Consider the following 22,667-nt stretch of genomic DNA (forward strand, 5'->3'; position numbering starts at 1 on the left):
CCCGATGTAATTTCCTACCTTTACGGCGCAAAACGTTCTATCGCTGCTTACTTGTTAGGCGGAGGAAAGTCCGGGCAACACAGAGCATCCTGCTTCCTAACGGGAAGGCACCGGCAGCCGGTGACAGCAAAGTGCCACAGAAATAATACCGCCACCTTCTTTTGATTGTGGTAAGGGTGAAAACGTGAGGTAAGAGCTCACGACATTGCCGGGCGACCGGTGATGATGGTAAACCTCAGGAGTTGAAAAACCAAATAGGTCTCGAAAGCGGAGCTGCTCGTTCCCGTATCCTGGCTTGCCAGTATCGTTGAGATGGGTAGGTTGTTTAAACCTGTCAGCAATGGCAGGGCCAGATTAATGATAGAAGTTGCCCCTTCCGGGGCAATACAGAACCCGGCTTACAGATTTGCTGCTGATAAAATGCCCCTTCCTGCAAACAGGAAGGGGTTATTTTTGTTACATGCATCAAAGTGTTTGTTTTTCTATACAAATTAATATATTTAGCGTTTTAACAATTACTACCTACACATATATAAAACATGGCAAAAATTTTAATTATTGACGACGAAAGGGCAATACGCAGCACCTTACGCGAGATTCTTGAATATGAGGATTACGAAGTTGAGGATGTTGACAATGGCGTTGATGGTTTACAACTGATTGAGAAAAAAGATTACGACCTGGTGCTTTGCGATATAAAAATGAACCGGATGGACGGCATGGAAGTGCTTACCGAAGGTTTAGCTATAAAGCCTGATTTGCCATTTATTATGATAAGCGGACACGGCACCGTTGAAACTGCTGTTGAAGCAAGTAAAAAAGGAGCTTTTGATTTTATCTCAAAACCACCAGACCTAAACCGCTTGCTTATCACCGTACGTAACGCCCTTGATCGTGGCAGCTTAGTTGTTCAAGCCAAGGTTTTAAAACGTAAGGTATCTAAAGTGCGGCCGATATTAGGCGATTCGCAGGCTATCATAAAAATAAAAGAAACTATTGACAGGGTGGCCCCTACCGATGCCCGCGTGCTGGTTACCGGCGCAAACGGCAGTGGTAAAGAATTGGTAGCCCGTTGGCTGCATGAAAAATCAAACCGTTCAAACGCGCCTATCATCGAGGTTAACTGCGCGGCTATTCCTTCAGAGTTGATTGAAAGCGAATTATTCGGTCACGAAAAAGGGTCATTTACATCGGCTATTAAACAACGTATAGGCAAATTTGAATCTGCAAGTGGCGGAACTTTATTTTTAGATGAGATTGGTGATATGAGCCAATCGGCCCAGGCCAAAGTATTGCGGGCTTTGCAGGAAAGCAAAATAACCCGCGTTGGCGGCGAAAAAGAGATTGATGTAGATGTACGCGTAGTAGCCGCAACTAATAAGGATCTGTTAAAAGAAATTGAAGCCGGTAATTTCCGTATGGACCTTTACCACCGCCTAAGCGTGATTCTGATCCATGTACCACCATTGGTCGACCGTAAGGATGATATCGCTTTACTTACGCAAAGCTTCCTGGATGAGATTTGCAGCGAGTATGGCATGCCCGTTAAAAAGATTTCAGATGCCGCCCTTGATGCCCTTAAAGCGTTACCATGGACAGGTAACATTAGGGAATTACGAAACATGGTTGAGCGTTTAATCATATTAAGTGATAAAACCATTACCGATAACGATGTACGCGCATTTGCCAATCCATCGGCTCCCGTTACTGCTGTTGCCGATAATAGCAATTCGGCACCGCAAACAGATTTTGACCAATTCAATAACTTCCAGGAATATAAAGACTTTGCCGAGCGCGAGTATATCAAATTCAAGCTGGAAAAAAACAATTGGAACGTTTCAAAAACGGCTGATGATATTGATATTCAAAGAAGTCACCTCTATAGCAAAATAGAAAAATTCGGCCTTAAGCGTGGCGAATAAATACTTTTGAAAATAATTTAAAAAGAGGTGCTCTAAAAGAGTTTGCCTCTTTTTTATTGCAGGTAAAATCGCTAACATTGTGCAAACCAATCATAAACCATGAAACTAAACCACCTAACTTTTATTTGCGCGATAGCGCTGGCGTCCTGCACATCAAAAGAAAATAAACCCGAAATAAAGCCCGATCAGTCCCTTATTGGCACCTGGCATTTAATATCAAGTAAAAGTATTACTAAAGGCGATACCGCTATTACTACTCCGTCGAAAGAAGAAGAAATGGTTAAAATTTTTAACGGAACAAATTTCGCGTTCTTTACGCACGATCTGTTGCATGGCAAAACGGCCAAACCGGTTTACAGTTCGGGCAGTGGTACCTATACCCTATCTGGCGATGATTATGCCGAGCACCTGGCCTATTGCGATGCCCGCGATTGGGAAAACAGGGATTTTAAATTTAAAGTAAAATTTAATGGAGACACCCTTGTACAAACAGGAATTGAAAAGATAGATAGCTTAAAAATTGATCATACCATTATTGAAACCTATATAAAGGTCAAATAAAGCTCGACGTAAAATACTGACCAATAAAGCCGGAATTTATTCGGCTTTTTTGTTTTTGCACAGTACCAGACTATTAAGATACCCCTAAATTATTTGATGTTTTTAATTTGTAAATTATGAACGAAAAAATTTGAGAAACCCATGACTATCCTTTTCCATTACAAATACCTGAGCTTCATTGCAGTTATCGGTTCGTTTTTCAGCCATTGTGGCGAAAAAAAAGCTGAATCGTCGCAAAATATTGCCAGAATTGTGAGGGATACCGTGCAAGTGACCAAATCGGCACCGAATGATACCACTGCTGCAAACAACCCGATAGCGCTTAAAAACATGTTTGGCGTAAATGCTTACGAGTGGAACTTTTTGCAGGACCCTTCAAACCCGGGACTGCATCATACCATTTATGAAAAAAACATGGCTATCATCAAGTCGTTCAGTTCGGTTCGGCATTACATGAACTGGAATAAACTTGAAAATACCAAGGGGAATTACACCTATAATCCAACAAATAACGGCAGCTGGGATTATGATTTGATTTACACCCGCTGCAAACAGGAAGGGATTTTGGTTTTGGCCGATTTGAAAAACTGCCCCACCTGGCTGGAGAGCACCTACCCTGCCGATGCCCAGGATAATGAAAACGTGCCGGCTCCATATGGGCTTGATAAAACCGATCCGGCATCGTATGCCGATCAGGCGCGTACCGCTTTTCAGTTTGCGGCACGGTATGGTTATAACAGCGATATCGATAAATCGCTGGTAAAAGTAGATGCCCGCTCCCGCTGGAATAACGATGATATCAATGTAGTTAAAATCGGTTTGGGATTAATCAGTTATATCGAATGCGATAATGAACGCGATAAATGGTGGAAAGGCGCTGCTACCGAACAAACTCCGGAAGAATACGCCGCTAACATGTCGGCCTTTTATGATGGCAATATGGGCAAGTTAGGCAATAACGCCGGGGTAAAAACCGCCGACCCTAATATGCAGGTTGTAATGGGCGGCTTAGCCAGTTGTGATGTTAATTTTGTAAACCGGATGATAGCCTGGTGCAAAACAAACCGTGGTTACAAGCCAGATGGTAGCGTTAATCTTTGTTTCGATGTGATTAATTATCACTTTTATAACAACAATGGTGATATTTTAAAACACGAACACGCTACCACCGGTGTAGCGCCTGAACTATCTATGGCCGGCCAAATTGCAGATTCCTTTGTTAAACTGGCTAATTCGCTTAAGAAACCTTTGGAGGTGTGGGTAACCGAATCGGGGTACGACATTAACCAGGGGAGTTATCAGAAAGCTACCTACATAGGCAGCAAATCGCCAACGGAAACCCAGGGCGACTGGCTTTTAAGAACATCGCTGCTATACATCAGGCACGGTATAAAAAAAGTATTTTTTTATCAGCTACAGGACGATACCCCTAATGTAGATGTTCAATATGCCACATCGGGTTTATCAGAAAAGGGTACTCCCCGCCCAGCCGCCGATTATATACTACAAACCAATAAGTTGATGGGGGACTACACCTATAAGGCTACTATTAATGCTGATCCGTTGGTTGATAAATATGTAAACGGCGGCAAAACCATTTACGTTTTAACCATCCCCGATCAAAAAGGGCGGACGGGGAGTTTTACACTTGATTTGGGTACTAACGGCGCAAACATTTACACGCTAAAAATCGGGGCTTCAGGTATGGTTAAAACAGTCGCTAAAACCACAAAAGGTAAGTTAACTGTAGCTGTTTCAGAAACACCGGTGTTTGTTGAAGGTGTGGATTAACATTTCATTTTTGCCTTAATTTAACAGCCTGTTTACTTGAATTATTATGGAAAACCGCGAGGTTTTTTAACTATAAAGTTCTTTACACAGGGCTATTTAAAAACAGCCTATCATTTTATCATCCTAAAAAGCTATTTTTGCGGTTCAATGGAGCATATTCGTAATTTTTGTATCATCGCACATATTGACCACGGTAAGAGTACACTTGCCGATAGGTTATTAGAATACACCAACACTATAACCCAACGCGAATCGCAGGCGCAATTGCTTGACGATATGGACCTGGAACGCGAACGGGGTATTACCATAAAAAGCCATGCCATACAAATGGATTATGTGCTTGACGGACAAAAGTATACCCTTAACCTGATTGACACGCCGGGCCACGTAGATTTTTCGTACGAGGTATCACGTTCAATAGCCGCTTGCGAAGGTGCCTTGCTGATTGTTGATGCTGCGCAGGGCATTCAGGCGCAAACCATATCAAACCTTTACCTTGCGTTAGAGAACGACCTGGAGATTATCCCAATCCTTAACAAGATGGATCTTCCCGGCGCTATGCCCGAAGAGGTGAAAGACCAGATAGTTGACCTTATTGGCTGTAAACGTGAAGAAATTCTGGCAGCATCCGGCAAAACCGGTATGGGGGTGCACGATATTTTACGCGCCATTGTTGAACGTGTACCCGCCCCGGTTGGCGATCCGCAGGCTCCGTTGCAAGCGCTGATCTTCGACTCTGTTTTCAACTCTTTCCGTGGTATCATCGCTTACTTTAAAGTGGTAAACGGCGAGATTCGTAAGGGCGAAAAAGTAAAATTTGTTGCTACAGAAAAACAATACCTGGCCGATGAGGTGGGTACGTTAAAACTTCGTCCGCTTGCTAAAGATGTGATCAAAACCGGCGACGTAGGTTATATCATTTCGGGTATTAAAGAAGCACGCGAGGTAAAAGTTGGTGATACTATCACCCATGTTGATCGTCCGTGCGAAATAGGTATTCAAGGTTTTGAAGAGGTAAAACCGATGGTATTTGCCGGTATTTATCCGGTTGATACCGAAGATTACGAAGAACTTCGCGAATCAATGGCTAAATTACAGCTAAACGATGCATCACTGGTGTTTGAGCCGGAATCATCGGCGGCTTTAGGCTTTGGTTTCCGTTGCGGTTTCCTGGGCATGCTGCACATGGAAATTATACAGGAACGTTTGGAGCGCGAGTTTAACATGACGGTAATTACAACCGTACCTAACGTATCCTATATTGCCCATACCACCAAAGGCGATCCTATCGTTGTAAATAACCCGTCAGATTTGCCCGATCCGAGTAAAATAGATTTTGTGGAGGAGCCTTATATCAAAGCTACCATTATCACCAAATCAGAATTTGTTGGCCCGGTAATGTCTTTGTGTATTCAAAAACGTGGTACAATTACCAATCAATCATACTTAACATCTGATAGAGTTGAACTTACCTTTGAAATGCCAATGGGCGAGATTGTATTTGATTTTTACGATAAGCTAAAAACTATTTCAAAGGGCTATGCCTCATTTGATTATCATCAGATAGGCTACCGCCAGTCGGACCTTGTGCGTTTGGATATCCGCTTAAACGCCGAGCCAGTTGATGCTTTGTCATCGCTTATTTTTAGGGGCAACTCTTATGATTTTGGTAAAAAGATCTGCGAAAAGCTGAAAGAACTTTTGCCACGCCAGCAATTCGAAATTATTATCCAGGCTTCTATCGGTGCAAAAATTATTGCCCGTGAAACGGTTAAAGCTTTACGTAAGGATGTTACAGCCAAGTGTTATGGTGGTGATATTTCCCGTAAACGTAAACTATTAGAAAAACAAAAGAAAGGTAAAAAACGCATGCGCCAGGTAGGTAACGTAGAGATACCACAATCGGCGTTTATGGCAGTTTTAAAATTAGATTAAACACAACAGAATCAAGAGCCAAGACAGCTTCAGCTTTTGTTTTTTCTTGATTCTTGATTCTTGACTCTTGACTCTTATGCAGCTTTTAGACGGAAAATACGTATCAGAAAAACTTAAGGTTGAAATAGCCGAAGCAGCGGCAAAAATATTGGCCGAAACCGGCAGGCAGCCGCATTTGGTGGCCGTTTTGGTTGGTCATGATGGTGGCAGCGAAACTTATGTTGCCAGCAAAATCAAAAATTGCGAAAAGGTTGGATTTAAATCTACCCTGGTGCGTTTTGAAGACACGGTTACAGAAGATGAGTTACTTAAAAAAGTAGAAGAACTAAACGCTGATGCCGATATAGATGGCATCATTGTACAGCTTCCCCTACCCAAACATATCGACCCTGAAAAAGTAACTGAGCGCATTGACCACCGCAAGGATGTGGATGGCTTTCACCCGGTTAACTTAGGCCGTATGCAGCGTAACCTGCCATCGTTTATTCCCGCTACTCCTTACGGTATCACCTTGATGCTTAAAGAATACGGTATTGAAACCGCCGGTAAACATTGCGTAGTTGTTGGTCGTAGTAACATTGTTGGTTCGCCAATGAGTATCCTGATGGCGCGTAACACCACTCCGGGTAACTGTACGGTAACTATTTGCCATAGCCGCACTCCTGATATCAAAAAGTTTACGCTTGATGCTGACATCCTTATAGTGGCTATTGGTAAAAAGAATTTTATCACTGCCGATATGGTAAAAGATGGCGTAGTGGTAATTGACGTTGGCATGAACCGTGAAACATCAACCCTAACTAAATCGGGTTTTAAGCTTTATGGCGATGTTGATTTTGATAACGTTGCTCCAAAAGCTTCATGGATAACCCCGGTACCGGGTGGCGTAGGTTTGATGACCATTATTGGCTTGCTGAAAAATACGCTGTCATCGGCAAATAAAGAGGTTTATTCTTAGATTGATTGGGTTTGATTGAGCTGATTAAGTTGGATATATTTCTAAAGGCCAAACCTAATCAACTCAATCAAACCCAATCTAACTTAATCAACTATTTTCTTCCCAAAACTTTATCCCAAAACGATTTTATCCCTACGTAAATTTCCTCGCCCCGGATATCTATAGCATAAGTTTCTAAAAAATCATTCTGCCCTTCCCCGCCTTTTCCAGTTGCAAGTTCATAGGTGTAACGGTGATATGGACATACAATTTTACCTTTAGCACACAAGCCTTCGCTTAAATCATAACCTGCGTGCGGACAACTGGAAGCCATGGCATAAATCTTACCCTCGTAACCTACCAGGCAAATATTTTTACCACCAGCTTTTACTTTTTTTATAAACGGTTCTTTTGTTGGCTCAACATCGGGGATTTTGTACCACTTCATTTGCGCTAAAAATCTATCTTCAAATTCATCAGCGATGGGTTTTTAATCACTTCGTCCATGTTGGTAATCAGCGTTACACTTTTCCGGTCGGCAGATAATATAGCTTTGGAGTTATTGAGCCTTTTTACAGGCTTTGCAAAATTGAGGATTACCTTGTAAGGCATATCTATCAACATTGCCTTGGCCATCATAAAGGTTGATTGGGTTTTCTTTAAAAAAGCGTTGAATTTAGCTTTATCAATGATGCGATAAAACCGGTGTGGCGTTATATCGTAGGAGTAATAATCCTGTCCAACAATCATTTGTTTGGCATCTAAAGCCTTGCTGTTTTTAGCTCCGGTAGTTAACGCGCTCACCTGGCTGTTAAGCGCTATTTTCGATACATTTTGCAGATAATATTTTAAATCGGCGGCATCTTTAGCAGTATGATTGATGGATACCTTTACAATGCTTTTTTTGAGATTCATATTCACTGTAAGATCGCTGCTTTTAGCCAGATCTATTTCGGCTTTGCTCATGCGTTGCTGGGTGCTATCGGGCATGGCATTGTAAAAATTTAACGTAGTATCTTTCACCAAACTAAATTGCGGGGTTTGCTTTAACGAGTCGGAAACCAGGTTTACCAATACCGAAACCGCTTTGCTCATATCAAAACCGTAAACTACGCTACAGCTGCCATCATTTTTAAAGGTATAATGCTCCTCGATATCAACGCATGAACTTAAACAGGTAATTGCCAGGAAAAGGATCAGGAAGTAAAGTTTTTTCATGGCGGTAAAGGTTTTATCGGGGCGTTAAAATTTCATGATGCTAATTTACAATCCAAACAGATTACTTGTATAGGTAAATTGCTTTATTGTGAAAATTATTAATAATAATTCTAATCTGCGGGTAGCCATAAACGTTTTACGCTGCGTTTACCATTCAGCTTTATGCTTTCGGCTTATTTAGGTACTTTTGCAAAATATTATGGCACACCAAATTCCGGACGACGGCACGCTGCTTCCTTTAATGGAAGAGTTTTATACAATACAAGGCGAAGGATACAACACAGGCAAAGCAGCTTATTTTATACGCCTGGGTGGCTGCGACGTGGGTTGCCATTGGTGCGATGTTAAAGAAAGTTGGGATGCAGAGCTACACCCGCTTACCGCTGCCGATAAAATTGTTATAAACGCCTCAGTGCATCCGTCAAAAGCGGTTGTTGTTACCGGCGGCGAGCCTTTGATCTATAATCTTGATTATCTTACAGATCAGCTGCACAACGTAGGTATCAAAACGTTTATTGAAACATCTGGTGCTTACCCCCTCTCGGGCGATTGGGACTGGATTTGTTTATCGCCCAAAAAATTCAAAGCGCCGCTACCTCACGTGGCCGAAAACGCGCATGAGTTGAAGGTGATCGTATTCAATAAATCGGATTTTGAATGGGCCGAGTATCATGCTAAAATGGTTTCGCCCGATTGTAAACTTTATTTACAGCCTGAATGGTCAAAATCAAAAGAAATGATCCCGTTAATTGTTGATTATGTGATGAACAACCCGCAATGGGAAATATCGCTGCAAACGCATAAATATTTGAATATACCGTAATAGTTGTAACTTACGGTATAAATTATCGTATCAACACAGATGAGAATAACTATCCTCTCTATCTTGTTATTTTTTCTTTCGGTTAGTGCCTGGAGTCAGCAAAGGGAATATTCTACCAAAAATACCGAAGCCATAAAATATTTTGCCCAGGCTGGTCAAAACATCGATGAACATTATTATGATGATGCCATTGATAACCTTTTAAAAGCTATTGGTGAAGACTCCAGATTTGTGGAAGCACACGCGCAACTGGGTGATGTATACCGAATCCGCCATACTTATAAGCTGGCTATTGAGCAGTACCTTAAGGTGATTGCTCTTAATCCCGAGTTTAATCGTGGTATTTACCTCAAAATAGGCGAAACCGAAATATACGACGCCAAATATGCGCAAGCGCAGCAACACCTCGAGAAATATCTTACTTACCTGGATATTACGCCTCAAAATAATGAGTTTGCCCAAAAACTGATCGCTGATGCCAAATTCAGTATCCTGGCCATTCAGCATCCGGTGCCGTTTAAACCTATCAACATGGGCCCCAATATCAATACGGCAGATGATGAATACCTACCCGTTGGTACGGCCGATGAAAGCATGCTGATATTTACCCGTAAAATTAATAACAACGAGGATTTTTATAAAAGCCTGAAGGTAAAAGGTAAATGGGATACTGCCGTTTATTTGAGCAGCCGGATCAATACCGATCAGTACAACGAAGGCGCACAGTCATTATCTCAAGATGGCAAATTCCTGTTTTTTACAGGTTGTAACCGCCCGGATGGCCTTGGTAGGTGTGATATCTACATTTCCAAAAAAATGGGCGACGATTGGGGCAAGCCTTTCGACCTGAGCAAACCGGTAAACACTGCGGGCTGGGAATCCCAGCCATCCATTAGCGCCGATGGGCGTACCCTTTATTTTGTAAGTAACAAAAAGGGCGGTTATGGCGGTTACGATATTTGGAAATCGACCCTAACCGATAAAGGTTGGGGCGAACCCGAAAACCTTGGCCCGAACATTAATACAGCTTATAATGAGCAGTCGCCGTTTATTCACCCGGATGATAGTACTTTATACTTTTGCTCCAATGGATGGCCGGGCCTGGGCAATAAAGATTTGTTTGTAAGCCGGCTTGGTAAAGATGGTAAATGGCAAAAGCCGCAAAACCTGGGTTACCCTATCAATACCAACGGCGATGAAAACGGCCTTACCCTTACCGCTTACGGCACTTACGCTTTTTTTGCTTCGGATAACGCGAATCTGAATGGTTTTGGCGGATACGATATTTACACGTTTGAACTACCTGCCAATTTACGCCCGCATATTGTTACCTACGTAAAAGGCAACGTGGGCGATGCCAAAACGAAAGAGCCGTTGGAGGCGGCTGTAGAGATCATTGACCTGGAAAAAAACAAACCCGTTTACCAGGATTACAGCGGTGCAGATGAAGGCGACTTTTTAGCGACGATAACATCCGGCAAAAATTATGCGCTAAACATTTCAAAAAGTGGCTACCTGTTTTACTCGGCAAACTTTTCGCTTATTGGTTATAAAGAGCAAAAACCTTTTCACATCAAAGCATTGTTATCGCCTATTGAAGTTGGTAATAAGGTTATCCTGAAAAACATTTTCTTTGATACCAATAAGTTCGATTTGAAAGACGAGTCAAAATCAGAACTGGAAAAACTCGTAGAGTTCCTTAATGTAAACCCCACCGTTCATATTGAAATATCGGGCCATACGGATAACGTAGGTGCCGATCTGGCAAATCAAACCTTATCAGAAAACCGGGCCAAGTCGGTTTACAAATACCTGGTAAGCAATGGCATACCGGCTGCCCGTCTTGTATATAAAGGCTATGGTAAAACCCAGCCAATTGCACCTAATATAACTGAGGACGATAAGGCACTAAACAGGCGGACGGAATTTATGATCATCGCCAAATAACCTACTCAACGTATCGATTTTAATATGGTAAATGCTTGCCTATAACATATATTAGCGTTACCAATTAAAACAGAGTCATGAAATATATCCTGTTAGGCGTAGCGTGTATAGCCACAATTTGCTGCGCTTTTATTTACCAAACAAAAGACGCCGGCAAACCCTGGCTAAATAAAATGCAGCAACTACCGGGCAAACTGGAATGCGAATTATATAACACCGGCGGCGAAGGCGTAGCCTATCATGATTCTGATAATAGTAACAATGGCAGCGGTAAGCTTAATCCCGCAAATGGCACGTTTTTAAACGAGTTTAGGATGAAAGAAGGGGTTGATATCTCGTACACTAAAGCACATGACCATATTGATGATAATCCATATAACAAGGTTAAAAGAGACATGAACCAGCTTTATGTAGGCTGGACACAACCCGGGGAATGGATCAATTATACTGTTGATGTAACAAAATCCGGCATCTACCCTATTGAAGTAATGTATACCGCCAACGGTGATGGTGCCATCGCCATTGATGTAGATGGTAAAGATGCAACCGGCCCAATGAAAATTACATCTACCCATAACAATCAGGATACCATAGCCTGGCGGCAGTGGCATCATTGGAACAGTTCTGCTAATGTAGGCTCAATTGAACTTACAAAAGGTGTACATGTGCTAACCCTGCATATTGTAAGCAATGGCAATATGAATTTGGATTACCTGGCAATTAAATAGAAATGAATACCGGCACGTCCGTCTAAAACTAAAAAGCCTTTGAAATTCATTCCAAAGGCTTTTTGAGTTATGTACCGGGAATTTCAATTTCCCATTTCTGACAGGAACTTTATTCTCATCAATTGTACTTCTTCGCGGGTGTAATCATCGTTACCTAACTCGGCCAGGGCATCGTCAATAGAATCAGCTTCGGCTGTGCGGAAGTAATCAAAAACCTCTTCCTGCTTGTCCTCATCTATCACCTCATCAATGTAATAATTAAGGTTGAGTTTGGTGCCCGAGTTTACAATGGTTTCTACCTCTTTCAAAATCTCCTCATAGGTTAGTCCTTTAGATGCGGCTATATCGTCTAAATTTAAATGACGATCAATATTCTGAATGATAAACACCTTCAGTGCCGATTTATTGGCCGCGCTCTTGATCACCATATCAACCGGGCGGTCAATATCGTTATCCTCCACATACTTCTGGATCATATCCGTAAACGGCTTTCCAAACTTAAGCGCTTTACCTGCGCCAACGCCCGAGATATGTTTCAACTCTTCTGAATTGATAGGGTAATGCGTACACATTTCCTCTAACGAAGGGTCCTGGAAAATCACAAACGGAGGTAAACCCTTTTGCTTGGCCAGTTTTTTACGCAGATCCTTCAGCATCTGCAATAACTGCGCATCCAACGCGCCGCCGCCTTGTTTAGGGCCATCAGCGTCATCATCATCATCGGTACCCTCAATCACATGGTTCATCACAAAACGGATGCTGTGGGGGTTGTCAATGAAGGTATTACCTAATTTGGTTAATCTAAGTAAACCATATTGATCAATATCTTTTGACAGATAGTTATTTAATAAAGCCTGCCTTAAAAGCGAGTTCCACAAATTGCGCCCCTGCTCCTTGCCCGATCCATAATAATCAAGCGCGTCATGCTCGTAATTTTTGATCTGCGCGTTTTCTTCACCCATCAATATGCTGATGATGTAATGATCGTCAAACTTCTCGCCTATGTGTTTAATAAGGCTTAAGGCTTTGTGCAAATGCTCTTCGCCATCAAAATGCTCTTTATGGCCACAGCAATTATCGCACATGTTATTACAGCCAGCCTCATTAAAATTTTCGCCAAAATAATGCAGCAGCTGCTTACGCCTGCAAACCGATGATTCGCAGTAATCAATAACCTCTTTTAGTATCTGGGTACCTATTTCACGTTCGGCAACCGGCTTGTCTTTCATGAATTTTTGCAGCTTGTCTATATCCTTTTCAGAATAGAAAGCTACACAAACACCCTCGCCACCATCACGGCCGGCACGACCGGTTTCCTGGTAATAACCCTCCATGCTTTTAGGCACGTCATGGTGAATCACATACCTAACATCCGGTTTATCAATCCCCATACCGAAGGCTATAGTTGCAACAATTACATCTACATCTTCCATCAGGAATTTATCCTGCGTATCGGCACGCACTTTAGGATCTAAGCCCGCATGATATGGTAGCGCCTTTACGCCGTTTAAATTAAGGGCTTCTGCAACCTCTTCAACTTTTTTGCGGCTTAAGCAATATATAATGCCGGATTTTCCCTGGTTTTGTTTTACAAATTTTACTATCTCTTTGATTACGTTACGCTTAGCACGTACTTCATAAAATAAGTTAGCTCTGTTAAAAGACGATTTGTACACAGTGGCATTGTTCATTTGCAGGTTTTTTTGAATGTCCTGCTGAACTTTTGGGGTAGCTGTAGCCGTTAACGCGATGATCGGAATATTTTCGCCAATGTTGCTGATCACCTGGCGGATTTTGCGGTATTCGGGGCGAAAATCATGTCCCCATTCCGAGATACAATGCGCCTCATCAACTGCCACAAATGACACATGATTAAGACGTAAAAAGTCGATATTTTCTTGCTTGGTTAATGATTCAGGAGCAACATAAAGCAACTTGGTTTTGCCGGCTAAAACATCTTCTTTAACCCGGGCTATATCAGATTTAGTAAGTGACGAATTTAAAAAGTGGGCTATACTATCCGAGCCTCCAAAGGCCCTTAACTGATCTACCTGGTTTTTCATCAGGGCAATCAAAGGAGAAATTACTATCGCGGTGCCATCGCTCATTAACGCAGGCAACTGGTAACACATTGATTTACCACCACCTGTAGGCATAATAACAAAGGTATCGTTACCGCTCAGGATGTTAGTGATAATCGCTTCCTGCTCCCCCTTAAAGTTGTCGAATCCGAAAAAATTCTGGAGGTTATCAAATAGCGACTTCTTAGTTTCTATCATTATCTTAAATAATCTAAAGTCCGATTTAAAAGTTTAAAGTAACAAAATTTTCTGAATAAACGAGGGATTTACTTTTAAATTTTATACTAATATGATTATTAAATGAAAAACATTTTGTTTACTTGTTGTGACCAAATTATTAACAAATTATTTAGTTTTATTTAGTAGGCAGATATCAGATTATTGTCCATTTTTGCCGCGACTAAACCAAATTATAATTCTTAAAATTGCACATGAACAAAAACTATTATGCCATCATTATGGCAGGCGGAATAGGCAGTCGTTTTTGGCCAATCAGTCGCACATCGCACCCTAAACAGTTCATCGATATCCTTGGCACCGGTAAAACCTTAATCCAAAACACCTACGAACGCTTCCTGAAAGTTTGCCCCAAAGAAAATATTTACGTTGTAACCAACGAGAATTATACCAAACTGGTAAAAACACAGCTTCCGGATATGGAAGATCAGCAGATATTAACAGAGCCGGTAATGCGTAATACGGCCCCTTGTGTTGCTTATGGCTGTTTTAAAATAGAAAGCTTAAACCCCGATGCCGCCATTGTAGTGGCCCCCTCAGATCAACAGATATTGGATGAAGATGCTTTTGTGAACTCCATCATCAGGTCATTAGAAACCGCCACGGCAAATGACTGCCTGGTTACCTTAGGCATTAAACCGTCAAGGCCGGATACGGGTTACGGCTATATCCAATACACCAACAAAACTATCAATGATGATTTTTATAAAGTAAAAACCTTTACCGAAAAGCCTAACCTGGAGATAGCCAAAACTTTTATACAAAGCGGCGATTTTTTATGGAACGCGGGTATATTCGTATGGTCGGCGAAAGCGATAGTAAAAGCCTTTGAACAGCATTTGCCGGATATGCACGAGATATTTACGGACGCAGGTCCCGTTTACAATACAGAAAACGAGCGAAGTCATATTAACCAGGCTTACCAGCAATGCATTAATATTTCGATAGATTACGGGGTGATGGAAAAAGCGGATAACGTTTATGTATTACCATCTGATTTTGGCTGGAGCGACTTGGGTACCTGGGCATCCATTTATGACCTTGCAGAGAAAGATTATGTAGGCAACGCGGTGATACCGGCCGAAAAGGTGATCATGTACGATTCATCAAACTGTATGGTAAACGTACCCGGCGAAAAGCTGGTAATTTTAAAAGGACTACACGATTTTATCGTGGTAGAATCCAACAACACCCTGCTCATTTGCCCCCGCGATCAGGAACAAAGTGTAAAGCAAGTAGTTGCAGATGTAAAAAGTAAGTTTGGGTCGAAGTATATTTAGTGTTGAGTAAGTTGAATAGGTTGATTTAGTTAGATTGAGTTGATTAGATTAAGAGCGATAAGACAATATCAATATTTTAGTTTTTCAACAACTCAACCAACCTATTCAACTTATTCTAACTCAATCCAACTTAATCAACCCTTAACTCCCCTCTGCCTTATCGCCTCGTACAAAATAACGCCGGTAGATACTGACACGTTTAATGATTCAATCTCACCAAACATGGGGATTTTGGCCAGGTGATCGGATATGCGGATGATCTCGTTACGGATGCCGTCTTCTTCAGATCCCATGATGATGGCTGTTGGCGCTGTATAATCCGGCGCGTAAATATCTTCTTTTGTTTTTTCGGTACAAGACACTAACTGCAAGCCTGATTCCTGTAAAAATCTTACGGTTTGCATAAAGTTATCATGGCGGCAAACAGGGATTTTGTATAAAGCTCCAGCGGACGTTTTAATAGCATCGGGATTGATCTGCGCCGATCCTTTAGCCGGGATAACAATGGCATGCACACCGGCGCATTCGGCAGTACGGGCAATGGCGCCCATGTTACGTACATCGGTAATAGAATCTAAAACTAAAATCAGCGGCACCTCCCCTTTTTCAAAAACTTCGGGGATGATATTTTCTATTTTTTGATAAACTATGGGTGATATAAAGGCAACAGCCCCCTGGTGATTTTTCGCGGTAAGGCGGTTAAGCTTTTCGATAGGTACCTGCTGAGCGGTGATATTGTATTCGGTAAGCAATGCTTTTAACTCATGAGATAAGCCGCCGGCTGCACCTCTTTGTATATACAATGCCTCAATTTCTTTCCCCGAAGTAATGGCTTCCATAATGGCCCGGATACCAAAAACCATTTGGTTACTTTCACGCTTTTCCCTGTTGTTGTTAAACATCAAATTTTAATTTAAGAGTGCAAAAGTAGCCATATTAATTGATTAAGCGGTTATTGAACTCATTTAGCATTTTAGTTCAAGTTTTAACAACTAACATTTTTAAACTTTGTTAACACGCTTTTAAAACACTGATTGCAAGATAACTAAACACTACACTAACATCTTACCAACAATTGTGTGTTAATATCTATTAAGTACAACACTATAAATTATTAAATTGAGAATGATTGCTTTAAAACCTCAATACACTATGTGGATGGAATAGTAGCAACCCTAAAACATTTTTTGTATATTTTTGTCGCCTTATGAGTTTTGAGAACGAGAATCAGTACAAGCCTAATACAAACGACCGTCGTAGCCGCATTAGTAACCCAACCCCATTTAGCGGGATGGGCAAGTTGCCCCCGCAAGCTACAGATTTAGAAGAAGCCGTGCTTGGTGCGCTGATGCTTGAAAAAGATGCACTGTCATCAGTAATTGACGTGCTCAAAGCAGAGGTATTTTATCGTGATAACCACCAAAAAATTTTCGCGGCTATTAAAGATCTTTTTGAAAAGTCGCAGCCAATAGATATCCTTACCGTTACCGCGCAATTACGCAAACAGGGTGATTTGGAAATGATTGGCGGCGCTTATTATATTACCGAACTCACCAGTCGCGTGGCTTCGGCTGCTAATATTGAGTTTCACTCACGTATCATTATCCAAAAATACATTCAGCGCGAATTGATCCGGATTTCTACCGAAACCATCAACAGCGCTTATGAAGATAGCAGCGATGTACTCGATTTATTAGATAAGGCCGAAAAAAACCTTTTTGAAATTGCACAAAGCAACCTGCGCCGTGACGCCCGTAAAATGGACGACCTGGTACAGGAAGCCTTAAGAGATATTGAGTCATTAAAAGATAAAAAAGATGGTTTAACCGGTGTAGCCTCTGGCTTTACGGGCTTAGACCGTATGACCTCTGGCTGGCAAAAATCAGATCTTGTAATTATCGCTGCCCGCCCCGCGATGGGTAAAACGGCTTTCGTACTAAGCTGCGCGCGTAACGCGGCGGTTGATTTTGACAAGCCTACCGTTGTTTTTTCGTTGGAGATGTCGTCAGTACAGTTGGTGAATCGTTTGATTGCCGGCGAGGCTGAGATAGAACAGGAGAAGATCCGTAAAGGAACATTGGAAGAATGGGAATGGCAGCAAATTCACTCTAAAATTGGCCGTCTTGAAAAATCGGTTTTTATTATTGACGATACCCCCGCGCTAAACATCTTTGAATTTAGAGCCAAATGCCGCCGTTTAAAGGCCCAGCATGATATTCAGCTAATCATCATTGACTACCTGCAGCTGATGCATGGTAAGGCCTCTGATGGTAAAGGTGGTGGCGGTAATCGCGAGCAGGAAATTGGTAGTATCTCGCGTGCCTTAAAATCGGTTGCAAAGGAATTGAATGTGCCGGTGATCGCACTGTCTCAGTTAAGTCGCGCGGTGGAGCAAAGGCCGGGTAACTCAAAAAGACCAATGCTATCTGATTTACGTGAGTCGGGCTCTATTGAGCAGGATGCGGATATGGTACTATTCCTTTACCGTCCCGAATATTACGGCTTAACGGAAGACGAAGACGGTAATCCAACCCAGGGTGTAGGTGAGGTAATTATAGCCAAACACCGTAACGGTGAAACCGGCACTGTAAGACTTAAATTCGTAGGTAAATACGTGAAGTTTGCCAACCTGGAAGAAGGTATGGACGGCTTTCCTCCGCTTGCAGCCAACGCGTTTAGTGGCCTCGCCCCATCGCAGGATTTTGAAAAACAAAGCAACTTCATTATTCGCCCGTCAAGAATGGATGATATAGATGATGAACCGCCGTTTTAATTTCGGATTTGGGAATTTCGATTTCGGATTTGCAGCATGCCAAACGAAAGCATAAAAACGACAAAGCCTGATTTATTAAATCAGGCTTTGTCGTTTTTATGTAGTTAGCTTAGTTAGCTGCCGCGAGATTTCAGCTCGTGGTAAATCGTGGTTTCGGCTTTCAGCTGAACTTACTAAAATATTTCCCTGGCGATCGTTTTTGCCTATCAAACAATCAATCCTATAACCACCCCAATCACAATGATGAGTGGTGCTTTGATCTTTGTAAACCGAAGCAATAAAAACGTTCCAAGCATTAAAACATAAGCAATCCAGTTACCTCCAAACGGGCGTACCAACAGGATAAATGCTGTGGCCATAAAGCCTACAGCTACAGCATTGATGCCGCTCAAAGAGTTTTTGATACGGGTTATTTTTTTTAGATCTTCCCAAAACGGGACTATAAACAGGATTAATATTAAGCCAGGTGTATTCACTCCAATCACGGCCACAAGGCTGCCGATGATTTGCCCTCCAATACCGTATCCTTTATTACCTAAAGTAATTCCCCCTAAAAACGAAGTAAATGAAAATGTTGGGCCGGGCAAGGCTTGTTGCAACGCGTAGCCCGAAAGAAATTCGGAGTTGCTGAGGTAATGTTTTACCTCTACAAATTCGGTATACATCAGCGGTACCATTACCTGCCCGCCGCCGAAGATCAGAATACCATTACGGTAAAAGTTCTCGAATAAACGGATAGGCAAACTGAACGGCGAGGTTTGATTGATAATAGCACCCAAAGCCGCGAAAAATAACAGGATACCAATAAAATAAGCAACCTTGTTGGGGTTAACATTAGCATACAGACGGGTACGCAGTTCATTTTCCTGCGGCTGAGTTTCCATAGCCGAGGATATAATGCCGCCCAATAAAATCAGGATAGGAAACGCGTACGCGTTTTGTAAAATCAGCGTAGCAACCAGCGAGGCTATAGCCAACAAGGTACTTACCTTTGTTTTTAAAAATTTAAAAGCGAAGCTATAAGTTGCATAAGCAACAATACCTACCGCCACAGGTTGCACATAAGTTAATACATGGGCAAACTTAGCATGGTTGGCAAACATTTTATAGCTTATAGCTGCCATGCCCATGATGGCCGCCGAGGGCAATATCCATATCACAAAAGTGAGCAGCGCTAATTGCAGTCCGCCAACTTTCCAGGCAATGCCAACCAAAGTTTGGGTTGATGAAGGGCCAGGCAATACCTGTGATAAAGCATTGAGCTCCATCAGCTCTTCCTCGGTAACATAGCGTCGTTTCTGTACAAATTCGCGCAGCAAAACAGCAATATGTGCCTGCGGCCCGCCAAAAGCCGTAAACGTATAGATTAAAACATCCCGAAGAAAAAGTAGGTGGCGTTTTTTAATGTTCATTAGTTCACTGGTTCATTAGTTCATTGGTGTCGCTCCGGGAATGTTGATTGGCTCATTAGTTAATTGGTATAGCTTGGAAACTTATCTGTTGGGTATATCGATTTCGTCGGGATAAATGCCATGTATACAAGACGATTCAGTGCAAAAGACCAATGAACTAATAAACCAGTGAACCAATGAACTAATAGTCGTCATCATCTTCCTCAATTCCCATGGCTGCCCGGTATACGGCTTGCAGCTCGGAAAAGGCGTGATTATCGCGCTTGGCTTTGGTAATTTTCATGCCGTTTTCGTAGGTGGCAATGGCGTCCTGTTTTCGATTAAGAGCCTCGTAAAGCTTACCCAAATGATAATATGTACCTACGTAATTGGGGTGGTTATTAATTAGGTCCTCGTAGTAAGTGAGGGCTATATCTGCCTGATTAAGACGTAGATATTCTGTTGCGAGCGCGTATTTTAAAAACTCGTCGTTGGGTTCATTTTTTATAAATTCCAGTAGCTTATCCAATCTGCTCAACTCCATTTTAAACTCTATCTTTTTTAACTTAAATTTGCAAAAACCTATTGATATGAAGATCCTGGTATGTGCAAGTAATGTTCCTGATACCACCACAAAAATAACTTTTACTAATAATAACACCCAATTTAATACAAATGGGGTGCAATTTATATTAAATCCTTATGATGAAATAGCACTTTCACGCGCTATTGAACTTACCGATGGCGGTAAAGGTACAGTAACTGTTATCAACGTTGGCGAGGTAAGTACAGAGGCCACCATCCGTAAAGCTTTGGCTATTGGCGCTACCGACGCGGTACGTGTAAATGCCAAACCTCATGATGCCTGGTATGTAGCTTATCAGATTGCGCAATATGTAAAAGCTAACCCTTTCGATTTGATCCTTACCGGCAGGGAGTCTATTGATTATAACGGCTCAAAAGTGGCCGGTATGCTTGGCGAGTTGCTGGATCTTCCGTCGGTATCTATCATCAAAAAATTAGATGCTGCTGATAGCGAAGCAACCGTTGAACGCGAAATTGAAGGTGGTAAAGAAATTCTAACTATTCCCTACCCTTTTGTGGCAGGAACGGCAGAAGGCGTTGCCGAACCAAAGATTCCTAACATGCGCGGCATCATGTCGGCACGTACCAAGCCCTTAACTGTTGTTGAACCTGTTGATGTAAAAAACTTTTCAGAGATCATTAGTTATGAAACACCGGCCCCACGTGGCCAGGTTACCTTAGTTGCCGCTGCCGATACAGCAAAGCTGGTTGAGTTATTACATACCGAAGCGCGCGTTATCTAATTTTATTCAAATCGATTTTACGAAACACATTATTATATGTCAGTTTTAATATATGCGGAAAATGCGGGCGGAACATTCAAAAAGTCAATTTTTGAAGCCGTAAGCTATGCCAAAGCCATTGCCAATCAAAACAACACCGATCTGATTGCCATATCCATTGGTAATGTAAGTGCCGATGAATTAGCATCCTTAGGTAAATACGGCGCTAAAAAGGTGCTTAATGTATCGGGCGATAAACTAAAAAACTTTGTAAACCAGGCTTACGCCTCAATAATAGCCGAAGCAGCAAAAAAAGAAAGCGCTGATATTGTTGTTTTATCAAACACATTCTCTGGCCGCGGCCTTGCACCAAGACTTGGGGTAAAATTAGAAGCCGGTGTTGCAGATGGCGCTGTGGCATTACCTGAGCAAAACGGAGGCAAATTCACTGTTAAGAAGACGGCCTTCTCTGGTAAAGCGTTTGCCGTTGTAGAACTTTCATCAGCAAACAAGGTGATCGCTTTGGTACCAAACTCTTACAAAGTAGTTGAAACCGGCAGCAGCGCCCAGGTGGAAGATTTTACTACAGAAGCCAAAGAGTCGGACTTTAAAGCGATAATTAAGGATATTGTTCGTTCAACGGATAAAGTATCCTTGCCCGATGCGGAGATCGTTGTATCGGCAGGTAGGGGCTTAAAAGGGCCCGAGAACTGGGGTATGATTGAGGAACTGGCAGACTTGCTTGGCGCAGCTACAGCATGCTCCAAACCGGTATCAGACGCAGGCTGGCGACCACATAGCGAACATGTTGGACAAACCGGTATAGCTGTCAGCCCAAATTTGTATATTGCGATAGGAATTTCAGGTGCTATTCAGCACCTGGCCGGCATTAGTTCTTCAAAGGTTATTGTAGTGATCAACAAAGATCCTGAGGCTCCGTTTTTTAAGGTAGCTGATTACGGGATTGTTGGCGACGCATTTGAAGTGGTGCCCCAATTAATTGCAGCAGTTAAAGCTTATAAAGCTTCAGCATAAATATTTAGGCGCGAGATGGGTAATAACATGAAAAAAATTAAGCTGGATATTGTAGGCTTATCATATAGCCAAACACAATCTGGCGCTTATGCTTTAGTTTTGGGGGAGGTTAGCGGCAGGCGCAGGTTACCTATCATTATAGGTAGTTTTGAAGCTCAGGCCATTGCCATCGAAATAGAAAAAATGACGCCGAGCCGTCCGCTTACGCATGATCTTTTTAAAAGTTTTGCGCAGGCCTACCAGGTAGAAGTGCAGGAAATTATCATTTATAATTTGGTTGATGGTATCTTTTATTCCAAGCTGATTTGCAGTGATGGCAAACGTTCGGTTGAAATTGACGCGCGTACATCAGATGCCATCGCGGTGGCGGTAAGATTCGATTGCCCTATTTTCACTTACGAGTTTATTCTATCCACCGCAGGTATTGTTATTGAAGGTAACGACTTTGTTTATCTGGAAAACATTAACGAAAACCAGGAGGAGAAAACTGTTAATACCTCATCTGTAGGTAGCGGCTTTGCATCATTAAGCGTTGACGAGTTGAAAACAAAACTGCAGGAAGCACTGGCCGAAGAATCATACGAGAAAGCGGCAAAAATCCGCGACGAACTCAACAAACGAAAAGCATCCTGATTTCGGAATTGGGAATTTCGATTTTGACGGACATAATAGATAAGCCGGTCGAAATTCCCAACTTTCAA

The 22,667-nt window shown here is 42.1% G+C and carries 19 protein-coding genes and 1 other RNA gene; 14 read left to right on the top strand and 6 right to left on the bottom strand.

Annotation, left to right across the window (positions count from 1 at the left end):
• Positions 1 to 24: 24 nt before the first annotated feature.
• From rnpB to QWZ17_RS28260, 6 genes are all read left to right on the top strand, one after another.
• Positions 25 to 417: RNase P RNA component class A (rnpB, locus tag QWZ17_RS28235), an RNA gene on the top strand.
• 122 nt (positions 418 to 539) lie between these two features.
• A complete protein-coding gene (locus QWZ17_RS28240; RefSeq protein WP_290308708.1) occupies positions 540 to 1,922 on the top strand; it encodes a sigma-54-dependent transcriptional regulator in 1,383 nt (460 codons plus the stop codon).
• Positions 1,923 to 2,021: 99 nt separating this feature from the next.
• Positions 2,022 to 2,483: a lipocalin family protein gene (locus tag QWZ17_RS28245; protein ID WP_290308709.1), complete on the top strand. Its 462-nt coding sequence runs from the start codon at positions 2,022 to 2,024 to the stop codon at positions 2,481 to 2,483.
• Between the two features lie 141 nt (positions 2,484 to 2,624).
• Entirely contained in the window at positions 2,625 to 4,274 is a 1,650-nt protein-coding gene (locus tag QWZ17_RS28250; protein ID WP_290308710.1) for a hypothetical protein, read from the top strand.
• Positions 4,275 to 4,421: 147 nt separating this feature from the next.
• Entirely contained in the window at positions 4,422 to 6,209 is a 1,788-nt protein-coding gene (gene lepA, locus QWZ17_RS28255) for a translation elongation factor 4 (RefSeq protein ID WP_290308711.1), read from the top strand.
• A gap of 76 nt (positions 6,210 to 6,285) precedes the next feature.
• Positions 6,286 to 7,167 (top strand): bifunctional 5,10-methylenetetrahydrofolate dehydrogenase/5,10-methenyltetrahydrofolate cyclohydrolase, encoded by an 882-nt coding sequence (locus QWZ17_RS28260; RefSeq protein ID WP_290308712.1) that lies wholly within the window; start codon positions 6,286 to 6,288, stop codon positions 7,165 to 7,167.
• A gap of 91 nt (positions 7,168 to 7,258) precedes the next feature.
• Here QWZ17_RS28260 and QWZ17_RS28265 read toward each other — a convergent pair whose 3' ends face one another.
• Together QWZ17_RS28265 and QWZ17_RS28270 are read right to left on the bottom strand one after the other, a co-directional pair.
• A complete protein-coding gene (locus QWZ17_RS28265) occupies positions 7,259 to 7,594 on the bottom strand; it encodes a Rieske (2Fe-2S) protein (protein ID WP_290308713.1) in 336 nt (111 codons plus the stop codon).
• Positions 7,595 to 7,599: 5 nt separating this feature from the next.
• Positions 7,600 to 8,364, bottom strand: coding sequence for a hypothetical protein (locus QWZ17_RS28270; protein ID WP_290308714.1), 765 nt, complete (start codon positions 8,362 to 8,364; stop codon positions 7,600 to 7,602).
• 199 nt (positions 8,365 to 8,563) lie between these two features.
• Here QWZ17_RS28270 and QWZ17_RS28275 point away from each other — a divergent pair, with 199 nt between their 5' ends.
• The 3 genes from QWZ17_RS28275 (at position 8,564) to QWZ17_RS28285 (ending at position 11,862) form a co-directional block, all read left to right on the top strand.
• On the top strand, positions 8,564 to 9,187 hold the full coding sequence (locus QWZ17_RS28275) for a 7-carboxy-7-deazaguanine synthase QueE (RefSeq protein WP_290308715.1): 624 nt from the start codon (positions 8,564 to 8,566) through the stop codon (positions 9,185 to 9,187).
• Positions 9,188 to 9,226: 39 nt separating this feature from the next.
• A complete protein-coding gene (locus tag QWZ17_RS28280) occupies positions 9,227 to 11,134 on the top strand; it encodes an OmpA family protein (protein WP_290308716.1) in 1,908 nt (635 codons plus the stop codon).
• A gap of 77 nt (positions 11,135 to 11,211) precedes the next feature.
• Complete coding sequence (locus QWZ17_RS28285; RefSeq protein WP_290308717.1) at positions 11,212 to 11,862, top strand: carbohydrate-binding protein; 651 nt, start codon at positions 11,212 to 11,214, stop codon at positions 11,860 to 11,862.
• 83 nt (positions 11,863 to 11,945) lie between these two features.
• On the opposite strand, the gene recQ is transcribed toward QWZ17_RS28285, so the two are convergent.
• Positions 11,946 to 14,138 carry a DNA helicase RecQ gene (gene recQ / locus QWZ17_RS28290; RefSeq protein WP_290308794.1) on the bottom strand — a complete coding sequence of 731 codons (2,193 nt, stop codon included), beginning with the start codon at positions 14,136 to 14,138 and terminating at the stop codon, positions 11,946 to 11,948.
• Between the two features lie 236 nt (positions 14,139 to 14,374).
• Here recQ and QWZ17_RS28295 point away from each other — a divergent pair, with 236 nt between their 5' ends.
• Positions 14,375 to 15,460: a mannose-1-phosphate guanylyltransferase gene (locus QWZ17_RS28295; RefSeq protein WP_290308718.1), complete on the top strand. Its 1,086-nt coding sequence runs from the start codon at positions 14,375 to 14,377 to the stop codon at positions 15,458 to 15,460.
• Between the two features lie 134 nt (positions 15,461 to 15,594).
• Here the strand turns inward: QWZ17_RS28295 and rlmB are convergent, their stop codons facing one another.
• Positions 15,595 to 16,362 (bottom strand): 23S rRNA (guanosine(2251)-2'-O)-methyltransferase RlmB, encoded by a 768-nt coding sequence (gene rlmB / locus QWZ17_RS28300; RefSeq protein ID WP_290308719.1) that lies wholly within the window; start codon positions 16,360 to 16,362, stop codon positions 15,595 to 15,597.
• 305 nt (positions 16,363 to 16,667) lie between these two features.
• Here rlmB and dnaB point away from each other — a divergent pair, with 305 nt between their 5' ends.
• On the top strand, positions 16,668 to 18,233 hold the full coding sequence (gene dnaB / locus QWZ17_RS28305; protein ID WP_290308720.1) for a replicative DNA helicase: 1,566 nt from the start codon (positions 16,668 to 16,670) through the stop codon (positions 18,231 to 18,233).
• 206 nt (positions 18,234 to 18,439) lie between these two features.
• On the opposite strand, the gene chrA is transcribed toward dnaB, so the two are convergent.
• Both chrA and QWZ17_RS28315 read right to left on the bottom strand, forming a co-directional pair.
• Positions 18,440 to 19,645: a chromate efflux transporter gene (chrA, locus tag QWZ17_RS28310; protein ID WP_290308721.1), complete on the bottom strand. Its 1,206-nt coding sequence runs from the start codon at positions 19,643 to 19,645 to the stop codon at positions 18,440 to 18,442.
• Between the two features lie 181 nt (positions 19,646 to 19,826).
• Entirely contained in the window at positions 19,827 to 20,168 is a 342-nt protein-coding gene (locus QWZ17_RS28315; protein ID WP_290308722.1) for a CDC27 family protein, read from the bottom strand.
• Between the two features lie 46 nt (positions 20,169 to 20,214).
• Between QWZ17_RS28315 and QWZ17_RS28320 the strand changes: the two genes are divergently transcribed.
• The 3 genes from QWZ17_RS28320 to QWZ17_RS28330 are packed head-to-tail and all read left to right on the top strand — an operon-like array spanning position 20,215 to position 22,599.
• Positions 20,215 to 20,952, top strand: coding sequence for an electron transfer flavoprotein subunit beta/FixA family protein (locus QWZ17_RS28320; RefSeq protein ID WP_290308723.1), 738 nt, complete (start codon positions 20,215 to 20,217; stop codon positions 20,950 to 20,952).
• A 36-nt stretch (positions 20,953 to 20,988) separates the two neighbouring features.
• Positions 20,989 to 21,966, top strand: a complete 978-nt coding sequence (locus QWZ17_RS28325; RefSeq protein ID WP_290308724.1) for an electron transfer flavoprotein subunit alpha/FixB family protein — start codon at positions 20,989 to 20,991, stop codon at positions 21,964 to 21,966.
• Positions 21,967 to 21,993: 27 nt separating this feature from the next.
• Entirely contained in the window at positions 21,994 to 22,599 is a 606-nt protein-coding gene (locus QWZ17_RS28330; RefSeq protein ID WP_290308725.1) for a bifunctional nuclease family protein, read from the top strand.
• The last annotated feature ends 68 nt before the right edge of the window (positions 22,600 to 22,667 follow it).

Source organism: Mucilaginibacter flavus (assembly GCF_030409315.1).
GTDB lineage: Bacteria > Bacteroidota > Bacteroidia > Sphingobacteriales > Sphingobacteriaceae > Mucilaginibacter > Mucilaginibacter flavus.